This window comes from Agromyces kandeliae, from assembly GCF_009674665.1.
Classification (GTDB): Bacteria; Actinomycetota; Actinomycetes; order Actinomycetales; family Microbacteriaceae; genus Agromyces; species Agromyces kandeliae.
This window is the reverse complement of the sequence record NZ_WKJD01000018.1, coordinates 223,424-242,456: the sequence shown is the minus strand read 5'-3', so window position 1 is coordinate 242,456 and position 19,033 is coordinate 223,424. Positions and strand designations below refer to the sequence as shown.

The 19,033-nt window shown below is 70.9% G+C and carries 17 protein-coding genes and 2 pseudogenes; 16 read left to right on the top strand and 3 right to left on the bottom strand.

Annotated elements, in window-relative coordinates:
• Nucleotides 1–247, top strand: a 247-nt coding sequence (locus GJR97_RS13925; RefSeq protein ID WP_195760722.1) for an HNH endonuclease signature motif containing protein, incomplete at its 5' end; no start/stop codon positions are given.
• Nucleotides 248–383: 136 nt separating this feature from the next.
• On the opposite strand, the gene GJR97_RS13920 is transcribed toward GJR97_RS13925, so the two are convergent.
• Complete coding sequence (locus GJR97_RS13920; protein ID WP_154347407.1) at nucleotides 384–1,391, bottom strand: alpha/beta hydrolase; 1,008 nt, start codon at nucleotides 1,389–1,391, stop codon at nucleotides 384–386.
• 125 nt (nucleotides 1,392–1,516) lie between these two features.
• Between GJR97_RS13920 and GJR97_RS13915 the strand changes: the two genes are divergently transcribed.
• From GJR97_RS13915 to GJR97_RS18910, 4 genes and pseudogenes are all read left to right on the top strand, one after another.
• Nucleotides 1,517–2,107, top strand: coding sequence for a PadR family transcriptional regulator (locus GJR97_RS13915; protein WP_154347406.1), 591 nt, complete (start codon nucleotides 1,517–1,519; stop codon nucleotides 2,105–2,107).
• 37 nt (nucleotides 2,108–2,144) lie between these two features.
• Nucleotides 2,145–3,935 (top strand): ABC1 kinase family protein, encoded by a 1,791-nt coding sequence (locus tag GJR97_RS13910; protein WP_154347405.1) that lies wholly within the window; start codon nucleotides 2,145–2,147, stop codon nucleotides 3,933–3,935.
• Nucleotides 3,936–4,000: 65 nt separating this feature from the next.
• Nucleotides 4,001–4,267, top strand: a pseudogene (locus GJR97_RS18915) (alpha/beta fold hydrolase); the annotation flags it as partial.
• Nucleotides 4,180–4,428, top strand: a pseudogene (locus tag GJR97_RS18910) (alpha/beta fold hydrolase); the annotation flags it as partial. The pseudogenes GJR97_RS18915 and GJR97_RS18910, both read left to right, overlap by 88 nt.
• Nucleotides 4,429–4,482: 54 nt before the next feature.
• Here GJR97_RS18910 and GJR97_RS13900 read toward each other — a convergent pair.
• Nucleotides 4,483–5,352 carry an alpha/beta fold hydrolase gene (locus GJR97_RS13900; RefSeq protein ID WP_154347404.1) on the bottom strand — a complete coding sequence of 290 codons (870 nt, stop codon included), beginning with the start codon at nucleotides 5,350–5,352 and terminating at the stop codon, nucleotides 4,483–4,485.
• Between the two features lie 84 nt (nucleotides 5,353–5,436).
• Here GJR97_RS13900 and GJR97_RS13895 point away from each other — a divergent pair, with 84 nt between their 5' ends.
• From GJR97_RS13895 to GJR97_RS13875, 5 genes are all read left to right on the top strand, one after another.
• A complete protein-coding gene (locus tag GJR97_RS13895; RefSeq protein ID WP_154347403.1) occupies nucleotides 5,437–5,988 on the top strand; it encodes a TetR/AcrR family transcriptional regulator in 552 nt (183 codons plus the stop codon).
• 225 nt (nucleotides 5,989–6,213) lie between these two features.
• Nucleotides 6,214–7,158 carry a ribokinase gene (locus tag GJR97_RS13890; RefSeq protein WP_154347402.1) on the top strand — a complete coding sequence of 315 codons (945 nt, stop codon included), beginning with the start codon at nucleotides 6,214–6,216 and terminating at the stop codon, nucleotides 7,156–7,158.
• A gap of 80 nt (nucleotides 7,159–7,238) precedes the next feature.
• Nucleotides 7,239–8,177 carry a nucleoside hydrolase gene (locus GJR97_RS13885; RefSeq protein WP_229276289.1) on the top strand — a complete coding sequence of 313 codons (939 nt, stop codon included), beginning with the start codon at nucleotides 7,239–7,241 and terminating at the stop codon, nucleotides 8,175–8,177.
• Entirely contained in the window at nucleotides 8,170–9,129 is a 960-nt protein-coding gene (gene add, locus GJR97_RS13880) for an adenosine deaminase (RefSeq protein WP_324613496.1), read from the top strand. The genes GJR97_RS13885 and add overlap by 8 nt, the downstream gene beginning before the upstream one ends.
• A gap of 26 nt (nucleotides 9,130–9,155) precedes the next feature.
• Complete coding sequence (locus tag GJR97_RS13875; protein WP_154347399.1) at nucleotides 9,156–10,166, top strand: LacI family DNA-binding transcriptional regulator; 1,011 nt, start codon at nucleotides 9,156–9,158, stop codon at nucleotides 10,164–10,166.
• 97 nt (nucleotides 10,167–10,263) lie between these two features.
• Here GJR97_RS13875 and GJR97_RS13870 read toward each other — a convergent pair whose 3' ends face one another.
• The gene (locus GJR97_RS13870; protein ID WP_154347398.1) at nucleotides 10,264–10,908 is read right to left on the bottom strand and encodes a TetR/AcrR family transcriptional regulator; all 645 of its coding nucleotides are present in this window, start codon (nucleotides 10,906–10,908) and stop codon (nucleotides 10,264–10,266) included.
• Nucleotides 10,909–11,083: 175 nt separating this feature from the next.
• Here GJR97_RS13870 and GJR97_RS13865 point away from each other — a divergent pair, with 175 nt between their 5' ends.
• The 6 genes from GJR97_RS13865 to GJR97_RS13840 all read left to right on the top strand — a co-directional run bounded on the left by GJR97_RS13865 (nucleotide 11,084) and on the right by GJR97_RS13840 (nucleotide 18,983).
• Entirely contained in the window at nucleotides 11,084–12,739 is a 1,656-nt protein-coding gene (locus GJR97_RS13865) for an ABC transporter substrate-binding protein (protein WP_154347397.1), read from the top strand.
• Nucleotides 12,740–12,836: 97 nt separating this feature from the next.
• Nucleotides 12,837–13,661, top strand: a complete 825-nt coding sequence (locus tag GJR97_RS13860; protein WP_154347396.1) for an ABC transporter ATP-binding protein — start codon at nucleotides 12,837–12,839, stop codon at nucleotides 13,659–13,661.
• The gene (locus GJR97_RS13855; RefSeq protein ID WP_154347395.1) at nucleotides 13,658–14,467 is read left to right on the top strand and encodes an ABC transporter ATP-binding protein; all 810 of its coding nucleotides are present in this window, start codon (nucleotides 13,658–13,660) and stop codon (nucleotides 14,465–14,467) included. Before GJR97_RS13860 ends, GJR97_RS13855 begins: the two co-directional genes overlap by 4 nt.
• Nucleotides 14,464–15,579 carry an ABC transporter permease gene (locus GJR97_RS13850; RefSeq protein ID WP_407643602.1) on the top strand — a complete coding sequence of 372 codons (1,116 nt, stop codon included), beginning with the start codon at nucleotides 14,464–14,466 and terminating at the stop codon, nucleotides 15,577–15,579. The genes GJR97_RS13855 and GJR97_RS13850 overlap by 4 nt, the downstream gene beginning before the upstream one ends.
• Nucleotides 15,580–15,582: 3 nt before the next feature.
• Complete coding sequence (locus GJR97_RS13845) at nucleotides 15,583–16,665, top strand: ABC transporter permease (protein WP_154347394.1); 1,083 nt, start codon at nucleotides 15,583–15,585, stop codon at nucleotides 16,663–16,665.
• A 23-nt stretch (nucleotides 16,666–16,688) separates the two neighbouring features.
• A complete protein-coding gene (locus GJR97_RS13840; protein WP_154347431.1) occupies nucleotides 16,689–18,983 on the top strand; it encodes an exo-beta-d-1,3/1,6-glucosidase in 2,295 nt (764 codons plus the stop codon).
• Nucleotides 18,984–19,033 lie beyond the last annotated feature (50 nt).

Here is a 19,033-nt window from a genome sequence, read left to right as displayed (position 1 = left end):
CCAGAACATCGGCTACGTCGAAGCGCACCACATCGACTGGTGGGAACGCGACGCCGGCCCGACGGACCTCGCCAACGGAGTCCTGCTCTGCAGCTTCTGCCACCACATGATCCATCGCGACGGGTGGCAGATCCGGCCCGGCCCGACCGAGGTGTGGTTCATCCCGCCACCGCATATCGACCCGGCACAGGTCCCACGACTCGGCGGACGAACGAGCTTCGAGCTGCGCGAAGACCGGGCGGCATGAACCGTTCGGCGTTCGGCGGCATCTGCAGTTCCTACGCATCCGGGCTGCGATGCGCTTCGGGAGCGTTCGCGCCGCGCGGCGCGGCGGCAGGCCACCGTTCGCGGGCGTCCGCGCCGCACCGCCAGGTCTGGCGCGCTCAGACGTCAGCGGATGCCGCGAGCCGCTCCCCCAGCCACGCCCGCGCCCGGGCGTGGAACGCGCGCGACACGTCGGCGCCACGGGCGATCGTCTCGAAGCCGTGCGGCGCCCCAGGCACCACGTCGACCGTGCACTCGACGCCCGCGTCGCGGAGCGCCGCAGCGTAGGCGAGGTCCTCGTCGTGGAACAGGTCGATGTCGCCGACGCCGATCCACGCCGGCGGAAGTCCGGACAGGTCGGTGCGGCGAGCGGGCACGGCGAAGTCGGGGACCGAGTCGGCCGCGGCGCCCGGCGCCGCCTGGAGGTACGACGACCAGCCCACGAGGTTGTCGCGGTTGGTCCAGGCGAAATGCCGCACCCTGTCGAGGTCGCGCCGCGCCGCGGTGCGGTCGTCGAGCATCGGACAGTACAGCAGCTGTGCGGCGGGCTGGGTTCCGCCGTCGGCGAGCAGGCGCTGCGCGAGCGTGGCCGCGAGACCACCGCCGGCACTCTGCCCGCCGACCGCGACTCGGGCCGGGTCGATGCCGCGCGCGGACGCGGCATCCTGAAGCCACTGCCACGCGGCGACGCAATCCTCGAGAGGCGCCGGGAACGGATGCTCCGGGGCGAGCCGGTACTCGACGGACACGACCACGATGCCGAGGCGCTCCGCGAGGAGGGCGCAGAGACCATCGTCCTGCGCGGCGGCGCCGATCACGAGGCCACCGCCGTGGATCCACAGCAGTGCTCCGCGACCGGGCGGCACCGACGCCCTCGCGTGGGTGGGGGTGAAGACCCGCACCCCCGTGCCGGGAGCGTCGAAGTCGACCTGCTCGAATCGCACGCCCGCTGCCCGCTTCGGCGGCGGGATGAGGGCGAACGCAGCCTGCGCCATCCGTCGCTGCCAACCGCGCCGGACCTGCGGGCGAGGGAACCACCGGTAGGCGCGGCGCAGGTCGGGGTGGAGGTCGGCGATGCGCATGCGCGAGGGAGCAGGACTCGTGTCGTCTGCGCGCGGGCTCGTCATGGTGGTTCCGATTCTGGTGCACGCGAGTTCTCTCAGCAGATTCACGACCACTCGCAGAATCGAACGATATATCGTTGACATATCGTCGAGACCCGATCAGGGCCCCGGTTCCAGGGAGGCACATCATGAGCGGTTCAGGTTCATTCACGGGAGACAACCCCTTCGGCGGTTCCTCGTCCAACTGGGGTCCGGGCCGCGGCGGCCAGGGCCTGTGGGATGCCATGGAGCAGCTCCGCGGCATGTTCGAGCAGAAGGTCGCCCCGCGCATGGGCAAGGGCGACGTCCGCGCGGCGGTGCTCGCGCTGCTCGCCGAGAAGCCGATGCACGGGTACCAGATCATCAGCGAGATCGCCGAGCGCAGCGGCGGCGCGTGGAAGCCGAGCGCGGGCTCGGTGTACCCCACGCTGCAGCTCCTCGCCGACGAGGGCCTCATCACCGCAGAAGAGGAGGGCGGACGCAAGACGTACACCCTCACCGAGGCGGGCAAGGCCGAGGCGGAGGCATCCGCCGAACGCACCCCCTGGCCCACCCCGCCCGGCAGCGGAGGCGGCGGGCGCGACTTCGGCATGTCGGGCGCACTGCCAAAGGCCGGCATCGAGCTCGCGCAGGCGGCCGCACAGGTCGGACGCTCCGGCACCCCCGAGCAGGTCAAGGAAGCCGTCGAGGTGCTCGAAGACGCACGCCGCCGGCTCTACTCGATCCTCGCCCAGGGCTGACCGAGTGCCCTCGACACGTCGGCATCCGGCAGGCAGGATGCCCGATGTGGGGAACACGCGCGCCCGCTACCGACGGATCCTCCGATTCGCCGCGCGGTACATCGTGCAGACCTGGTGGTTCGAGCTCGTGCTGCCACGGTTCGGCCTGTCCGGCTACGTCGCGCGCGGCCGCGAGGCGCGGCTGACCCGCATCGCGCAGCGCTTCCACGACCTCGCGGTCGACCTCGGCGGACTCATGATCAAGGTCGGCCAGTACCTCTCCTCACGGCTCGACGTGCTGCCGCCCGAGATCACGCGCGAACTCGCCGGGCTGCAGGACGAGGTGCCGCCGGTGCCGTTCGACCGCATCCGCGAACTCGCCGAAGCCGAACTCGGCATGCCGCTCGAGCGTGCGTACGCATCGTTCGACCCGACCCCGGTGGCCGCGGCATCCCTCGGCCAGGCGCACCGCGCCCGCCTCTCCCCCATCGACGCCGGCGACATGGGCTACGACGAGGCCGTCGTGAAGGTGCAGCGTCCGGGCATCGAGGTGATCGTCGACACCGACCTCGCCGCACTGCGTCGCATCGCGGGATGGCTCAGCCGCGTGCGGTTCGTCGCGAGCCGCGTCGACCTGCCCTCGCTCGTGGAGGAGTTCGCGACGACGAGCCTCGAGGAGATCGACTACGTCAACGAGGCCGGCAACGCCGAGCGGTTCGCCGCGAGCTTCGCCGGCGACCCGCGCGTCGCCGCGCCCGAGGTCGTCTGGGAGCGCACCACCCGCCGCGTGCTCACCCTCGCCGACGTCACCGCGATCAAGATCAACGACCGCGCCGCCCTCGTCGCGGCGGGCATCGATCCGAAGGCGGTCGCCCAGCAGTTCGCGACCGTCATGTTCGACCAGCTCTTCCGCGACGGCTACTTCCACGCCGACCCGCACCCCGGGAACATCTTCGTCACGCCGGTCCGCGTGCTGTCGGGCGAGACGGATGCCGCGGCATCCGCTTCGACCGAGGCAGCGACGGATGCCACGGGGCCGGCACCCGACACGACATCCGCCGGTTCCACTGCGTCGCCCGCCTCGCCGGCCTGGAAGCTCACCTTCATCGACTTCGGCATGATGGGCCAGGTGCCCGACGGGCTGCGACAGGCCCTGCAGCAGCTCATGATCGCCGTCGCCTCGCGTGACGGCAAGCGGCTGGTCGAGAGCTTCCGCAGCGTCGGCTTCCTGCTGCCGACCGCCGAGACCGCGGAGCTCGAGCGGGCGATGACCGAGCTGTTCGCGCGCTTCGGCGGCATGGGCTTCGCCGAGCTCGCGCAGGTCGACGAGCGCGAGCTGCGCCGGTTCGCGATCGAGTTCAGCGACGTGATGCGCACGCTGCCGTTCCAGCTGCCCGAGAACTTCCTGCTCATCATCCGCGCCATGTCGCTGACCTCGGGCATGTGCAGCTCGCTCGATCCCGAGTTCAACATGTGGGACGCCGTCGAGCCCTACGCAGCCAAGCTCCTCCGCGACGAGCGCGGCAACATCGTCCAGGCCCTCGGCCGCGAGGCGATGTCGGTCGTCGGCACCACTTGGCGGCTGCCCCAGCGCCTCGACAAGGTCGTCGACCGAATCGAGCAGGGACGCCTCGTCGCGAACTCCCCGCGCATCGAGCAACGGATGTCCCGGCTCGAGCGCACGGCCGGGCGCATCGTCTCGGCGGTCATCTTCGTGGGGCTGTTCCTGGGCGGCATCCTGCTGCGCGTCGATGAACCGGTCTGGGGCGGGATCCTGCTCGGGGTGTCCGTCATCCCGCTGCTGCACGCGGTGTTCGCGGGGGCGTTCGGGCGGCGCGGGCCGCGGTGATTCCGGAGCCCCCGGGCTTCGACTCGGGCGGTGGTCGCCCGACGAATCAGCTGGACGCGCTCGTCATGCGCGCAACCGACCCTCACCGCGATTCCGCCGCTGCCACGGCAGCCCGGGCGCCGCAGCTGCCCGAGGCATCCGGCTTCGAGCACCTCATGGTCGAGACCCCGGGCCTGCGCACCCACGTCGCCACGATCGGCGACGGTGAACCGGTCGTGCTGCTGCACGGCTTCCCGCTGCACTGGTGGCAGTGGCACGATGTCGCACCACTGATCGCCGAGCAGGGCTACCAAGTGGTCTGCCCCGACCTCCGCGGCGCCGGCTGGACCGAGGCCGACGACCCCCGCATCGAACGCGAGACGCGCTGCACGACCTGGTCGCCGTGCTCGACGGGCTCGGCATCGGGCGCGTGCACCTCGTCAACCACGACATGGGGGCGATCACCGCGATGCAGCTCGCCTACAGCCACCCCGACCGCGTGGGGCGGGCGGTGCAGCTCTCGGTGCCGCCCGGATTCATCTCGTTCAGCACGGCGGTGCCGCCGTCGTCACGCCGAGGCATCCGCCCGTGCGAAATGCTCGAGGATCACCTCGGAGACCGCCTCCGGCGCGTCGTCCGTGATGAAGTGCGACGCGTCATCGATGAACGCGAACTCGAAGTGATCGGCGTACCGGGTCGGGTCGCCGGTGAGCCGCCGCAGGTCCGCTTCGGAGTAGGCGCCGTCTCGGCGGCCGAACGCGCAGAGGGTCGGCGGCCGGAGACGCTGCGCCGTGTAGGCGCCCCGGGCGATGCGCACCGCCTCGGGCAGCACCATCCCGCGATAGAGCCACCGCACGGCGGCGTCGACCTCCGGGCGGCGCATCGGGGCGAGGTACGTCTCGACCGTGACGGGCGCGAGCGGCCGGACGGCGTACGCCTCGCCGAAGATGGCCGCGAGCGACCGGCCGGGCCGATGCCACACGAGCGGCGGGAGGTGGCGCAGCGCGCCCAGCATCTTGGGGCTGAACGACATGAACGGCGGCGGAGCGGCGAGCCACACGAGCGCCTCGACGCGCTCGGGGTCGGTGTAGGCGAGCTGCATCGCCGCCATGGCACCCATGTCGTGACCGACCAGTCGCACGCGATCGAAGCCCATCGCGTCGAGCAGCGCGACGAGGTCGTGTCGACGCGTCTCGCGTTCGATGCGCGGGCTCTCGGCGACGGTCCAGCCGGCGCCGCGGAGGTCGGGACAGATCACCCGATACCCCCGCTCGGCGAGCCGCGGCCCGATGTCGCGCCACTGCCACCAGTGCTGCGGGAACCCGTGCAGCATCACGACGGGTGCGCCCTCGCCGACCACCGCGACATGCGACGCGAGACCGCGGGTCGCAATCGTCAGGTGGTCGAATCCGGATGCCTCGGGCATCGGCGTGTCCATCGGGAACCCCCTCCCGGCGGGCAGATACTAGATTCGTAGTCTGCCCCACTAGGAACATAGTAGACGCGAGACGGGACGGTGTCCATGCCGACGACGAAGGACCGGGCGCTCGAGGCGGCCGTGCAGCTGCTCGGTTCGGAGGGCGTCCGCGCACTCAGTCATGCCCGGGTGGACGCCCGGGCCGAGCTCCCGAACGGATCGACGTCGAACTGGTTCCGGACTCGCCGGGCGCTGCTCGCCGGCATCATCGACTGGATGGCCGAGCAGGAGCGGGCCGACTTCTCCCCCACCCTGTTCGACGAGCCCACTCCCGCATCGATCATCGAGGGACTCTGCGCGGTGCTGCTCGCGCAGACCGGACCGTTCGCGGTGCGCACGCGCGCCCGGTTCGCGCTGTTCCTCGAGCTCGGGGCCGACGACGAGCTCCTCGCACCGCTGCGCCGTCAGCGCCAGGAGTTCGAGCAGTGGACCGACCGACTCGTCACCGCCGCCGGCATCCCCGACCCGATCCCGGCAGGGCGGGCGCTGATGGCGCTCGGCGACGGCCTCATCCTGCACCGCCTCACGATCGACCCCGGTCTCGACGTGCGACCGGTCGTCGAGCGCGCCGTGCGAGCACTCGCTGCGACGGCGTGAGGCTGAGCACTCCTGCGACGGCGTGAGGGCGAGCACTCCTGCGACACCGACCAGGCGTTGGCACGGACCTCCAACGGATGCGACGCGCTCACGCACCCGCCCGGGATTCCCCGGCAGGCTCGACGTCGTCGTTCGGAGGTCTACCACGCGCCGCACTCATCGAGAACCTCTTGACGAACGAAATCTATACGATTAGATTTCTGGCATTCGACAGACGAGGGAGTCATGGTGAGTTCGGAAGTCGCAGTTGCGGTCGTCGGTTCGGTGAACGTCGACGTCACCCTCGCCCTCGCCAAGCTGCCGGTCCCCGGCGAGACGGTGGTGGCGACGGGCACGCGTTCGGGCCCTGGCGGGAAGGGCGCGAATCAGGCGATCTGGGCCGCGGCGACGAGGGCGGACATCCGCACGTACCTCATCGCGGCCGTCGGCACCGACGCGGCCGGGTCAGACGCGCTCGCCGAGCTCGGTCGGCACGCGGTCGACACGACGTACGTCGCCCGGACCGCGAAGCTGGCGACCGGTCGGGCGTTCGTGTCGATCGACGCGGACGGCGAGAACAGCATCGTCGTCGTCGCGGGAGCGAACGCGGGCCTCACCGCCTCCCACGTCCGACGGTCGCTCGACGCGATCGCCTCCGGGAACCCGGAGCGACTCGTCGTCGTCTGCCAGGGCGAGGTCCCGATTCGAGCGATCGAGGCGGCAGCGCGGTTCGCAACGGAGCACGATGTGCCCTTCGTGCTCAACCTCGCTCCGGTGCGAGAGCTCCCACGTTCTGCGCTCCGGGCTGCAGGTCCGCTCATCCTCAACGAAACGGAGGCCCGGTCCCTCGCGTCGTCCTTCGACCCGGGCGCGCCGCATCCGTCGTCGGTCCAGGAGGCGGCCGGGGTGCTGCATCGCGAACTCGGAGTCACCGTCATCGTGACCCGTGGCGCATCGGGCGTGCACATGGTCGACAAGCTCGGCATCGCATTCGACGTCCCCGGAGTGCCGGCCGAACGGGTCGTCGACACGACGGGAGCCGGTGACGCCTTCGTCGGCGCTTTCGCCGCCTCCCGTGCCGCGGGGGCGTCCGTCGCGGAGTCCGTCGAGGCGGCCGTCGCGGCCGGCGCGCGGGCCGTCTGCGCCCTCGGAGCGACAGCCGCATCGCTCATGGCGGGAGCCACGGCATGAGCCCGGCACCACCTCCCGAACCCACCACGATGGTCGGCACGACGCCCGACGAGAACGGAGACCGACGAATGAACCGAAGCATGGTGATCGACACCGACACCGCGTCCGACGACGCCGTGGCGATCCTCCAGGCCGTCCTGCACCCCGACATCGAGGTCCGCGCCGTGACGACCGTGGCCGGGAACGTTCCGCTGCCGACCGCGACCCGCAACGCCCTCGTCACGCTCGAACTCGCGAACGCGACCGACATCCCCGTCCATCCGGGCTGCGCCGGGCCGATCCTGAGGCCCCTCGAGACGGCCCAGCACGTGCACGGTGAGGATGGAATGAGCGGGGCTCCGCTGATCGAGCCCGAGACGCAGCCCCAGACCGAGCACGCGGTCGAGGCGCTCATCCGCCTCGGGCGCGACGAACCGCACCGGCACGAGCTCGTCACCCTCGGACCACTGACGAACATCGCCGCCGCCCTCCTCATCGACCCGGACCTGCTGACGCGGTTCACCCGCGTGACAATGATGATCGGTGCGGCGGACGGCCGCGGGAACGTGGCGGCGACCGGGGAGTTCAACGCGTGGGCGGACCCGGAGGCGGCCAAGATCGTCTTCCACGCACCCGGGGACAAGCGGATGGTGGGATGGGACGCATCCCGCAAGTACGCGGTCATCACCGATGCGGACGAGTGCGAGCTGCGCGCCACCGGCGCGCTCGGCGAGTTCATCTGCGAGATCAATCGGTCGGTGCGCGCCTGGGGCCGGGACGTCACGGGGATCGACGGCTACGACCTGCCCGATCCGCTGGCGATGGCCGTGGCGATCGACCCGTCGATCGTCGTCGAATCGACGAGGACCCACGTCGCCGTCTCCACCGACGAGTCCACCCGCGGCCAGACCTTCGCCGATCACCGGCTTCCGCCGCGCTCGCCGAACCTCACCGTCGTGACCGCTGTCGACCCGTCGGCGCTCATGGGCCAACTCCTCTCGCTGCTCACGCGCGAGCTCGCGGCGGTGGGCCGTGGCTGAGTCCGCGGGCACGGCGACCGAGCTCCACTGCCACATCGACGGGTCGGTCCGCCCCAGTACGATCGAGGACCTCGCCCGGCGACAGGGCATCGACCTCCCCGGACCGGCCGAGGCCCTCGCTCGCGTGAGCCCGTCGTGCACGTCCCTCGTCGAATACATCGCCGCGATCGACGTCGCCCTCGACGTGCTCCAGACGCCCGAGGCGCTCTACCGTGCCGCGTTCGAACTCGTCGAGGACTGGAGAGCGGATGGCGTGCATCACGGCGAGGCGCGGTTCGCCCCTGCCCTCCATCGCCGGAGGGGCCTCGACCTCGCCGCGATCACCGAGGCCGTCGCGAGCGGGCTCCGGGACGGCGGCGACGCGACCGGGGTCGAGACGCGGCTCATCCTCTGCTGCCTGCGACCGGCCGCTCCCGACGTGACCTGGGCCGTCGTCGAGACGGCCGCGACGAGCGATCAGGTCATCGGACTCGACGTGTCCGGCCCCGAAGCGGGCGTCTCGCTGCTCCCCCATGCCGCGGCGTTCCGCGCGGCGCGCGACGCCGGCCTTCGCATCACGGTCCATGCCGGGGAGGCCGACGGGCCGCGCAGCGTCTGGGATGCAATCGACGAACTCGGCGCCGAGCGGATCGGGCACGGCGTCCGAAGCGTGCGCGACCCGGCACTGGTACGTCGCCTCGCGACCGACGCCATCGCATTGGAGGTGTGTCCGACATCCAACGTCCAGACGGCGGCGGTCGCGAGCCTCGCCGAGCATCCGATCGACGAGCTCCGCCGCGCCGGCGTGCCGGTCACGGTCTCGTGCGACGGACGCACCGTATCGGGCGTGACCCTGCAGGGCGAACGGGCCCTTCTCGAGCACACGTTCGGCTGGACATCCGCCGATTGGGCCGCCGCGCAGGCGAACGCCGAGCGGGCCGCGTTCACCGACAGGCGGTCGGGGACTTCCTAGGATCGGAGGGTGAACCGGGAGGTGTCGTGGCCGTCACGATGAAGGATGTCGCCGAGCGAGCCGGGACGTCGACGGCGGTCGTGAGCTACGTCTTCAATGATGGGCCGCGCGGCGTGTCCGACCGAGCTCGACAGCGGGTCCTGGATGCCGCGGCGGAACTCGGGTACCGCCCGAATCGCATCGCACGAGCACTTCGCGCCGCCCGCTCCGGGTTTATCGGCGTCATCTCCCCGGACTCATCGAACCCGTACTTCGCACAACTCGATCGCGCAGTCATCGCCGCGATCGGTGCACGGGGATCGACCGCCCTCATCAGCCATCCGGGCCCCGCCGGCATGACGGACGAGCAGGCGCTGCGTTCCCTGATCGGGGCGCAGGTCGACGGGCTGGTCATGGTCGCGTGGGAGGCCAGGCCACTCCGGGCAGACCTGTCGCAGTCCGCGACCCCCATCGTCTTCACGCATCACCGACCGGATGGCGCGCAGGGCGTGTTCGTCGCGGCGGACGACGAACACGCGGTGGGCCTCGCCTTCGAGCACCTGCGAGATGATCACGGCCACGAGGACATCGGTTTCTGGACGGGACCGGACGACGTCGGACCGGTGGGACGACGGCTGGCCGCGTGGAGGGCGTTGCGGGACGGCGTCGGCGAACCGCACCGCTCCGGGTACACGCGAGGGGAAGCCCGGGACGCCCTACTCCAGGCGGATGATCGGTCCCTCGAGCGAGCGATCATCGTGGCCACGGACGAGCAGGCGATCGGGCTGCTGGCCGCAGCGCATCTCCGTGGCATCCGCGTGCCGGACGAACTCGCCGTCATCAGCCTGGACGGCACGTCCGGGACGGACTGCACGGTCCCCTCGCTGAGCGTCGTCCACCAGCCGATCGACCAGATGGCCGAGCGTGCGGTGTCCGCGCTCATGGACGGGACCGAGGACGAACTGGAAACCCGGGGCGCACTCATCGCTCGGGAGAGCTGCGGGTGCGTGACGCCGGATGGGGCGTCGGAGCGTCGGCCCCGGGGGCCGGCCGGCTGAACCCTCCGCTGCCGAAGCCATCCGCCACGTGGCGCGCGCGCCCGGCTGCCGCCGTCGTGTCGACGCCCTGGAGACGGACGTCGTCGTCGCTCGCCCGTCAGGCCAGCGGCGACGTCGACGGCGAGAGCACCGAGTCGACGATCGCCTCGATGGCGAACTCCGACGCGCGGCCGAGGTCGACGGCATCGGGGTCGAGCAGCCACTGCACCTGCAGCCCGTCCATGACGGCGAGGATGCTCGCCGAGGCGAGTTCGATCGTTTCAGGAGCGGCGACGCCGCGCTCGGCGCACACGACCTCGAAGGCCCGGGCGACCTCGCCCCGCAGGGTCTCGTAGCGCTTCTGGAAGAAGACGCGCCCGGGGTGGTCGTCGGTCACCGATTCCGCCGACAGCACGACGTAGGCCTGGACGATGCCGGCGCGGTGGGCGTTGACGAACGCCGTGCGCACGAGATGCCGGAAGAGCGCAATCCCGCCGGGGATGTGCTGCTCCTCGAGATCGGCCACGTCGGTCTCGTCGCGATGGCTGAGCACCTCGAGAAGGAGCTGGTCCTTCGACCCGAAGTGGTGGAGGATCCCGGCGTGGGTCATGCCCACCTGGTCGGCGATCTCCTGGAGGGTTCCGCCCGCGAACCCCTTGCTCCCGAAGATCTCGACCGCGGCGTCGAGGATGTCACGCCGCTTCGCGAGCGTCTCGGGGCGCGACCGCGGCTGCCGACGCTGAGCCGCCGTCGATTCCGTCATCGGTGGCACCGCCTTCCTCGCCTGCCGGATCACGAGTCTACGCACGCCCGCGAGCGCCGGGGACGCTGCGTTGCATTACTTACTTACTCGATAGTAAGTTAACCGCGCACCCACTCGACGCCGTCGTCGCCCTTCAGGCAGGCACGGTGTCGTGCCCCCACACGAAGGAGAAGCAATGAGGCTCACAACGTCCCTCGGCGCCGTCGGCATGATCGCCGCGCTGGCGCTCACCGGTTGCGCCGGCGCGAACACCGACAGCACCCCCGCCGAGAGCGGCGCGGCGCTGACGATCGCCAAGCCCGACGGCGCGATCACCACCGAATCGCACAACCCGTACCTCGGCGACTCGTCCGCCTCGAAGTACGGCTACGCCAAGGTCATCTTCGAGCCGCTCGCGCTCGTCAACCCGACGGGCGACCTCGGCACCACCCCGTGGCTCGCCGAGTCGGTCGAGTGGAACGACGACTACACCGAGCTGACCGTGGTCCCCCGCAGCGGCGTCACGTGGAGCGACGGCACCGAGTTCACCGGCGACGACATCGTCTTCACCTTCGACCAGTTCCTCACCGGCAGGCTCGCCGACACCTCGGGCCTGAAGTACGAGGGCGCGACCGTCGACGGTGACGCGATCACCCTGAAGTTCGCCGACTCGAAGTACATCGCGCAGTCGCGCGTGCTGCACACCCCGATCGTGCCCAAGCACATCTGGGAGGGCATCGACGACCCGAACACCGACCCGCTGACCGGCGAGGGCCTCGCCGTCGGCACCGGCCCGTACGTGCTCGACTCGTGGTCGACCGAGTCGGTCACCCTCGCGGCGAACGAGGACTACTGGGGCGGCGACCTGGCCGTGCCCGAACTGCACTACGTCTCCTACGGCGACAACGCCGCACTCACGACCGCCCTCGTCTCGGGCGAGGCCGACTGGGCCCAGGCGTTCATCCCGCAGATCGAGTCGAGCTACCTGGCCGCCGACGAGGACAACCACTTCCTCGCGTCGCCCACGGCCGGTGCCGGCACGCTGTTCCTGAACCTGCAGGCCGAGCCGTTCGACGACCCGGCACTCCGCCAGGCGCTCGCGTGGACCATCGACCGCGAGGCCTACGTCGACATCGCCCGCGAGGGCGCGAGCACGGCGATCTGGAGCGCGACCGGGCTGAGCGGCCTGCTCGAGGACGAGATCCTGCCCGAGTACGCGGACGACGTCTACGAGGTCGACGTCGACAAGGCCAAGAGCATCCTCGAGGACGCCGGCTACACCTGGAAGGACGAGAAGCTGATCGACCCCGACGGCGAGGCCGTCTCGTTCTCGATCTCGGTCCCGGCCGGATGGAGCGACTGGAACACCGAGCAGGCGCTCATCGCCGAGGAGCTCGACGCCGCGCTCGGCATCGAGGTCAAGGTCGACCAGCCCGACTGGGGCGGCTGGGACGCCGCTCGCCAGGAGGGCACCTTCCAGGCGATCATCCACTGGCTCGAGGACACCGGCAACGCCTACGGCCTCTACACCTCGACGATGGACCCGAAGTGGATCGTCGACGACCGCGCGCAGTTCAACTTCGGCCGATTCGACGACCCCGCGGTCACCGAGGCGCTGAACACCTACGCCAACGCGTCGTCCGACGCCGACCGAGAGGCGGCGCTGGCCGTCATGCAGGCCGCGTTCGTCGAGAACGTGCCGGCCATCCCCCTCGGCTCGCACCCGCTGCTCGGCGAGTACAACACCCGCAACTACGTCGGGTTCCCGACCGAGGACGACCAGTACGCCTCGGCCGACCCGACGCAGCCGGGCATCGTCCAGGTCCTGACGAACCTGCAGCCGGCCGGCTGACCCGGATCGGATGGGGCGGGTGCACCCCGGTGCATCCGCCCCACCCCCGCGTCGGCATCACCCGGCACGTCGGGCATCACGAAGGGAACCCCCACCCATGAACGACACGTTGCTGTCCATCCGCGACTTCTCGGTCGTGTACGACGTCGACCCGGCCGTGCAAGCGGTCAGGAACGTCACCCTCGAACTCCGCCGCGGCGAGATCCTCGGCCTCGCCGGCGAGAGCGGATGCGGTAAGACCACCCTCGCCTACGGAGTGCAGCGCCTCCTCAAGGCGCCGGCCGTCATCACGAACGGGTCGGTCGTCTTCCACGACGCGAGCGGCGACGACATCGACGTCAACGCCCTCGACGCCGACGAGATGCGCCGGTTCCGCTGGGACAAGATCTCGATGGTGTTCCAGGGGGCGATGAACTCCCTGAACCCGGTCGCGACGATCGGCTCGCAGCTCGAGGACGTGTTCGAGGTGCACCGCCCGGGACTCACCCGCTCGGAGCGCCGCGAGGCCGTCGTCGAGCTCCTCGAGATCGTCAAGGTGGGCGCGCAGCGGTACCGCTCGTTCCCGCACGAACTGTCGGGCGGCATGCGGCAGCGCGTGATGATCGCGATGGCGCTGGCCCTCCGCCCGCAGCTCATGGTGATGGACGAACCCACCACCGCGCTCGACGTGCTCGTGCAGCGCGAGATCCTCAAGCAGATCTCGGCGCTGCGCCACGAGTTCGGCTTCTCGGTGATCTTCATCACGCACGACCTCCCGCTGCTCCTCGAGATCAGCGACCGCATCGCGATCATGCGCAACGGCGAGATCGTCGAGCTCGACACCGCCGAGCGGATCTGGACCGACCCGCAGGACGACTACACGAAGACGCTCCTGTCGTCCTTCCCGCGCCTCACCGGAGAGAAGGGGATGGTGCTGCGATGACGCTCCTCGAGTTCGACGCCGTCACCAAGGTGTACCCGGTGCGCGGCGCCGGCCACATCACGGCACTGGACGACGTGAGCTTCACGCTGCGCTCCGGCCAGACGATCGGCCTGGTCGGCCAGTCCGGTAGCGGCAAGTCCACGATCGCGAAGATCCTGACCCAGCTCGAGACGCCCACGAGCGGCGAGGTCCGCCTCGACGGCACGCCGATCCCGCGTCGCGGCGCCGCGCTGCGAGCCTACCGAGGCCAGCTGCGGATGGTCTTCCAGGACCCGTTCGCGTCGCTGAACCCGTACCACTCCATCCGGTACCACCTCCAGCGCCCCCTGCGGCTCGACCACGTCGTGCCGAAGTCGGAGGAGGACGACGAGGTGCGGCGCCTGCTCGAGCGCGTGCGCCTCGACCCGGAGGTCGTGATCGACCGGCGGCCGCACGAGCTCTCCGGCGGCCAGCGGCAACGCGTCGCCATCGCCCGTGCCCTCGCGTCCCGGCCGAGGCTGCTCGTGGCCGACGAACCGGTCTCGATGCTCGACGTCTCGATCCGCCTCGGCGTGCTGAACCTGCTCGCCGACCTGCAGCGCGAGGAGGGCCTCGGCGTGCTCTACATCACGCACGACCTCGCGACCGCCCGCCACTTCAGCGACGAGATCCTCGTGCTCAATCAGGGGCGCGTCGTCGAACGCGGGCCCGCCGACGACGTGATCCTGGACCCGCAGCACCCCTACACGCAGGAGCTCCGCGCGGCATCCCCCGACCCCGACGCGCACTTCGCGTCGGCATCCGGCATCGACGGAGGTGCACTGTGACCGCGGTCCAGCCCCAGTCCCACACCCAAGAGACCGAGACGCGCGCCGACCTGCCCTCAGGCAGCGAGACCGACGCCGTCGAGGCCGGCACCACCGCGACCCGCGCGACCAGGGGCCGCTCGCGGATCCCGTGGCGGTTCCTCGGCGGCCGTGCCGTGTTCTACCTCTTCACCCTGTGGGCGGCGATCACGATCAACTTCTTCCTGCCCCGCATGATGAAGGGCGACGCCGTCACGCAGTACCTGTCGCGCAACCGCAACGTCAGCCCCGAGGCGGCCGACGCGCTGCGCTCGCTCCTCGGCCTCGACACCGACAAGAGCCTCTGGCAGCAGTACGTCGACTACTGGGCGCTGCTGCTGCGCGGCGACCTCGGCGTCTCGCTGCTCCACGGCCTCCGCCCGGTCACCGAGGTGATCGGCCAATCGCTGCCCTGGACGATCGGGCTCGTGGGCTTCGCGACGATCGTCTCGTTCGCCATCGGGACGATCGGCGGTGCGATCGTCGGGTGGCGGCGCGGCAGCCGGCTCGACGCGCTCATCCCGATCACGACGTTCCTCAGCACCATCCCCTACTTCTGGCTCGGACTGCTCGCGATCGCGCTGTTCTCGGTGAACCTCGGCTGGTTCCCGATCGGCAAGGCCTACGGCGTCGGCATGAGCCCGGAGTTCTCGCCCGAGTTCATCGGCCAGGTCGTCCACCACGGCACGCTGCCCGCCGCGACGATCATCATCGCGTCGCTCGGCGGCTGGATGCTCGGCATGCGCAACATGATGCTCACGGTGCTCGACGAGGACTACGTCATGGTCGCCGAGGCGAAGGGGATGCCCCGCAAGCGGGTGCTCTGGGGCTACGCCGCGCGCAACGCCGTGCTCCCCCAGATCCAGAGCTTCGCGCTGTCGATCGGGTTCATCGTGGGCGGCACGATCGTGATGGAGATGGTCTTCAGTTACCCGGGCGTCGGCAAGCTGCTGCTGGATGCCACCAATGCGAAGGACTACGCGCTGATGCAGGGCGTGTTCCTCGTGATCACCCTCTCGGTGCTGCTGGCGAACCTCCTCGCCGACGTCGCCTACGCATTCCTCGACCCGCGCACGCGCCAGACGGAGGCCTGAACCATGGACACCATCGTCACCGACCGGACGAACGACCGAGCGACCGCCCGCCCGGCGGGCGTGCCCGCGACCGCCACGATCCGCACGGCGGAGCAGCCGTCCGGGAAGCGCACGCACGACCGACCGGCGTTCCGGTCGAAGCTGGGCTCGGCCTTCGCGATGTTCCGCAACGGCAAGTCGATCGCGGGGCTGTCGATCCTCGGCTTCTTCGTGCTCGTCGCGATCTTCGCCGACGTGCTCGCGCCGTACTCGCCGACCGCCGTCGACCACACCGCACGCTTCCAGCCGCCGTCGGCCGAGCACTGGCTCGGCACGACCCACATCGGCGAGGACGTGCTCAGCCAGGTCATCCACGGCACGCGCGGCGTGATCGTCGTCGGCTTCCTCGCGGCGATCATCGCGACCCTCATCGCCATCGTCGTCGGCGTCATGTCGGGCTACCTGCGCGGATGGCGCAGCGAGAGCCTGTCCGCCCTGACGAACGTGTTCCTGGTGATCCCCGCGCTGCCGCTCATCATCATCGTCGCGTCGATGTTCGAGGATCCGCCGCTGGCGGTCGTGGCCGGGGTGCTCGGCCTGATCGGGTGGGCATGGGGCGCGCGCGTGCTTCGCGCGCAGACGATGTCGCTGCGCAATCGCGACTTCATCCAGGCCGCGCGCGCCAACGGCGAGCCGCTGCGCCGGATCATCACGGTCGAGATGCTGCCGAACCTCATGGCGCTCATCGCCGCGAGCTTCGTCGGCACGGTGACCGCGGCAATCCTCGCGCTCACGACGCTGTCGTACATCGGGGTCATCCCGGTCACGACGTACAACTGGGGCACGATCCTGAACTGGGCCGGCGCGCAGGGCGCGTTCCGGCAGAACCAGTGGTGGTGGTACCTGCCGCCGGGACTCTGCATCGCCGCGATCGGCGTCGCCCTGTCGCTCATCAACTTCGGCATCGACGAGTACGTCAACCCGCGCCTGCGGTCGGCCGGCGAGCGGGCCCGCGCGATGAAGAAGAAGGGCATGAACGTCAACGACACCGTGACCGTCGTCCGCCCCACCGCCACCCCCTCGAACCCGAATGAGGAGACCCCGTGACCACGGCCGATATCGTCAGCCCCATGTACCTCGATTCGACGAGCCCCGTCGCCGACCGCATCGCCGACCTCCTCTCCCGGATGAGCGTCGAGGAGAAGGTCGGGCAGATGCTGCAGCTCGACGCCCGCGAGGACCTCGAGGACCAGGTGCTGCGCCAGCACGTCGGCTCGATCCTGCACGCGTCGCCCGAGCGGATCGCCCTCGCCCACGACCTCGTCGCGCAGACGCGGCTGCGGATCCCCCTGCTCGTCGGCGAGGATTGCATCCACGGGCACTCGTTCTTCGAGGGCGCGACGATCTTCCCCACCCAGCTCGGCATGGCCGCGTCGTGGGACGCCGACCTGCTCGAGCGGGTCGCGCGGGCGACCGCCGAGGAGGTCGCGGCGACCGGCGTGCACTGGACCTTCTCGCCCGTGCTGTGCATCGCCCGCGACCTCCGCTGGGGACGCATCGACGAGACCTTCGGCGAGGACCCGTTCCTCATCGGCGAGCTCGCCTCGGCGATGGTGCGCGGCTACCAGGGCGGCGGACTGGACGACGACACCGCCATCCTCGCGACCGCCAAGCACTTCGCCGGGTACTCCGAGACCCAGGGCGGCCGGGACGCGAGCGAGGCCGACCTGTCGCGCCGGAAGCTCCGCTCGTGGTTCCTGCCGCCGTTCGAGCGCGTGGCGAAGGAGGGGTGCCGCACGTTCATGCTGGGGTACCAGACCACCGACGGCGTGCCGATCACGGTGAACGAGTGGCTCCTCAACGACGTGCTGCGCGGCGAGTGGGGCTACACGGGCACGCTCATCACCGACTGGGACAACGTCGGCCGCATGGTGTGGGAGCAGAAGGTCCAGCCCGACTACGCGCACGCGGCCGCCGCCGCGGTGAAGGCCGGCAACGACATGGTCATGACGACGCCCGGGTTCTTCCGCGGGGCGCTCGAGGCGATCGAGCGCGGACTGCTCGCCGAATCCGACCTCGATCGCGCGGTGTCGCGCATCCTGCTGCTGAAGTTCGAGTTCGGGCTCTTCGAGAACCCCCGGAAGCCGGACCTCGCGCGCATCGAGGCGGTCGTCGGCAACACGGCGCACGCGTCGCTCAACCTCGAGGCGGCCCGCAGCTCGCTGGTGCTGCTCCGCAACGACGGCGTGCTTCCCCTGCTCCCCGGTCGGGTTCCGGATGCCGCGGGCCGCGCGGTCTCGGACGGCACGCCCCGTCGCGTCGCCGTGATCGGGCCGCTCGCCGACGACGCGCAGACGCAGCTCGGCGACTGGGCGGGATCCTCGGGCCAGGCGGATTGGCTGCCCGACGGCCACCCGCGCGGCATGATCACGACCGTCCTCGACGGACTGCGCGGAACCGCGCCGGGCGACTGGACGGTCGAGCACGCCGAGGGTGCGCGGATCCTGACGCTCGACGAGGATCCCGCGGGCGCGTTCTTCCCCGACGGCCAGCCGCGACCGCAGGTGGTCGTCCCCTGCGCGCCCGACGAGGTGCTCATCGCCGAGGCCGCCGACGCCGCCCGCCGCAGCGACCTCGCGGTCGTGGTCGTCGGCGACCGCATCGAGCTCGTCGGCGAGGGCCGCTCGACCGCCACGCTCGAACTCGTCGGCGACCAGGTCGCCCTCCTCGACGCGGTCGCCGAGACCGGCAAGCCGTTCGTGGTCGTGCTGCTGGCCTCGAAGCCCCTCGTGCTCCCGCCGTCGGCCGAGCGCGCCTCGGCGCTCGTCTGGGCGGCGAACCCCGGCATGGAGGGCGGCCGCGCGATCGCCGAGCTGCTGCTCGGACTCGTCGAGCCGACCGGGCGCCTGCCGATCTCGTTCGCCCGGCACGCGGGGCAGCAGCCGACCTACTACAACCAGGTCCGCGGGCAGCACGGCACCCGGTACGCAGACCTCACGCAGAGCCCGGCGCACGCGTTCGGCGAGGGCCTGACCTACACCACCGTCGAGTACGACGACCTCCGGATCCTCGACCACGTGGTCGGGCCGGACGGCTCCGTGCGCGCCGAGGTCCGCGTCACGAACACCGGGGCCCGCCCGTCGCGCGAGCTGGTGCAGGCGTACCTCCGCGACGAGGTCACGTCGGTGAGCTGGGCGGACAAGGAGCTGAAGGCCTACCGCCTCGTCGACCTCGAGCCGGGCGAGTCGCGCGTCGTGTCCATCGAGCTCGCCGTCGCCGACTGCACGCTCGTCGACGCGAACGGCACGCGCGTGGTCGAGCCGGGAACGTTCGAGCTGCTGGTCGGGCCCTCCTCGCGCGACGAGGCGCTGCTCGCGGCATCCTTCGCCGTGGTGGTCGCGCCGGTCGCGGCGACGGAGGGGTGACGGTGAGGGGGCGACGACGGGTTCCGGTCTCGTCGTCGCCCCCATTCCTC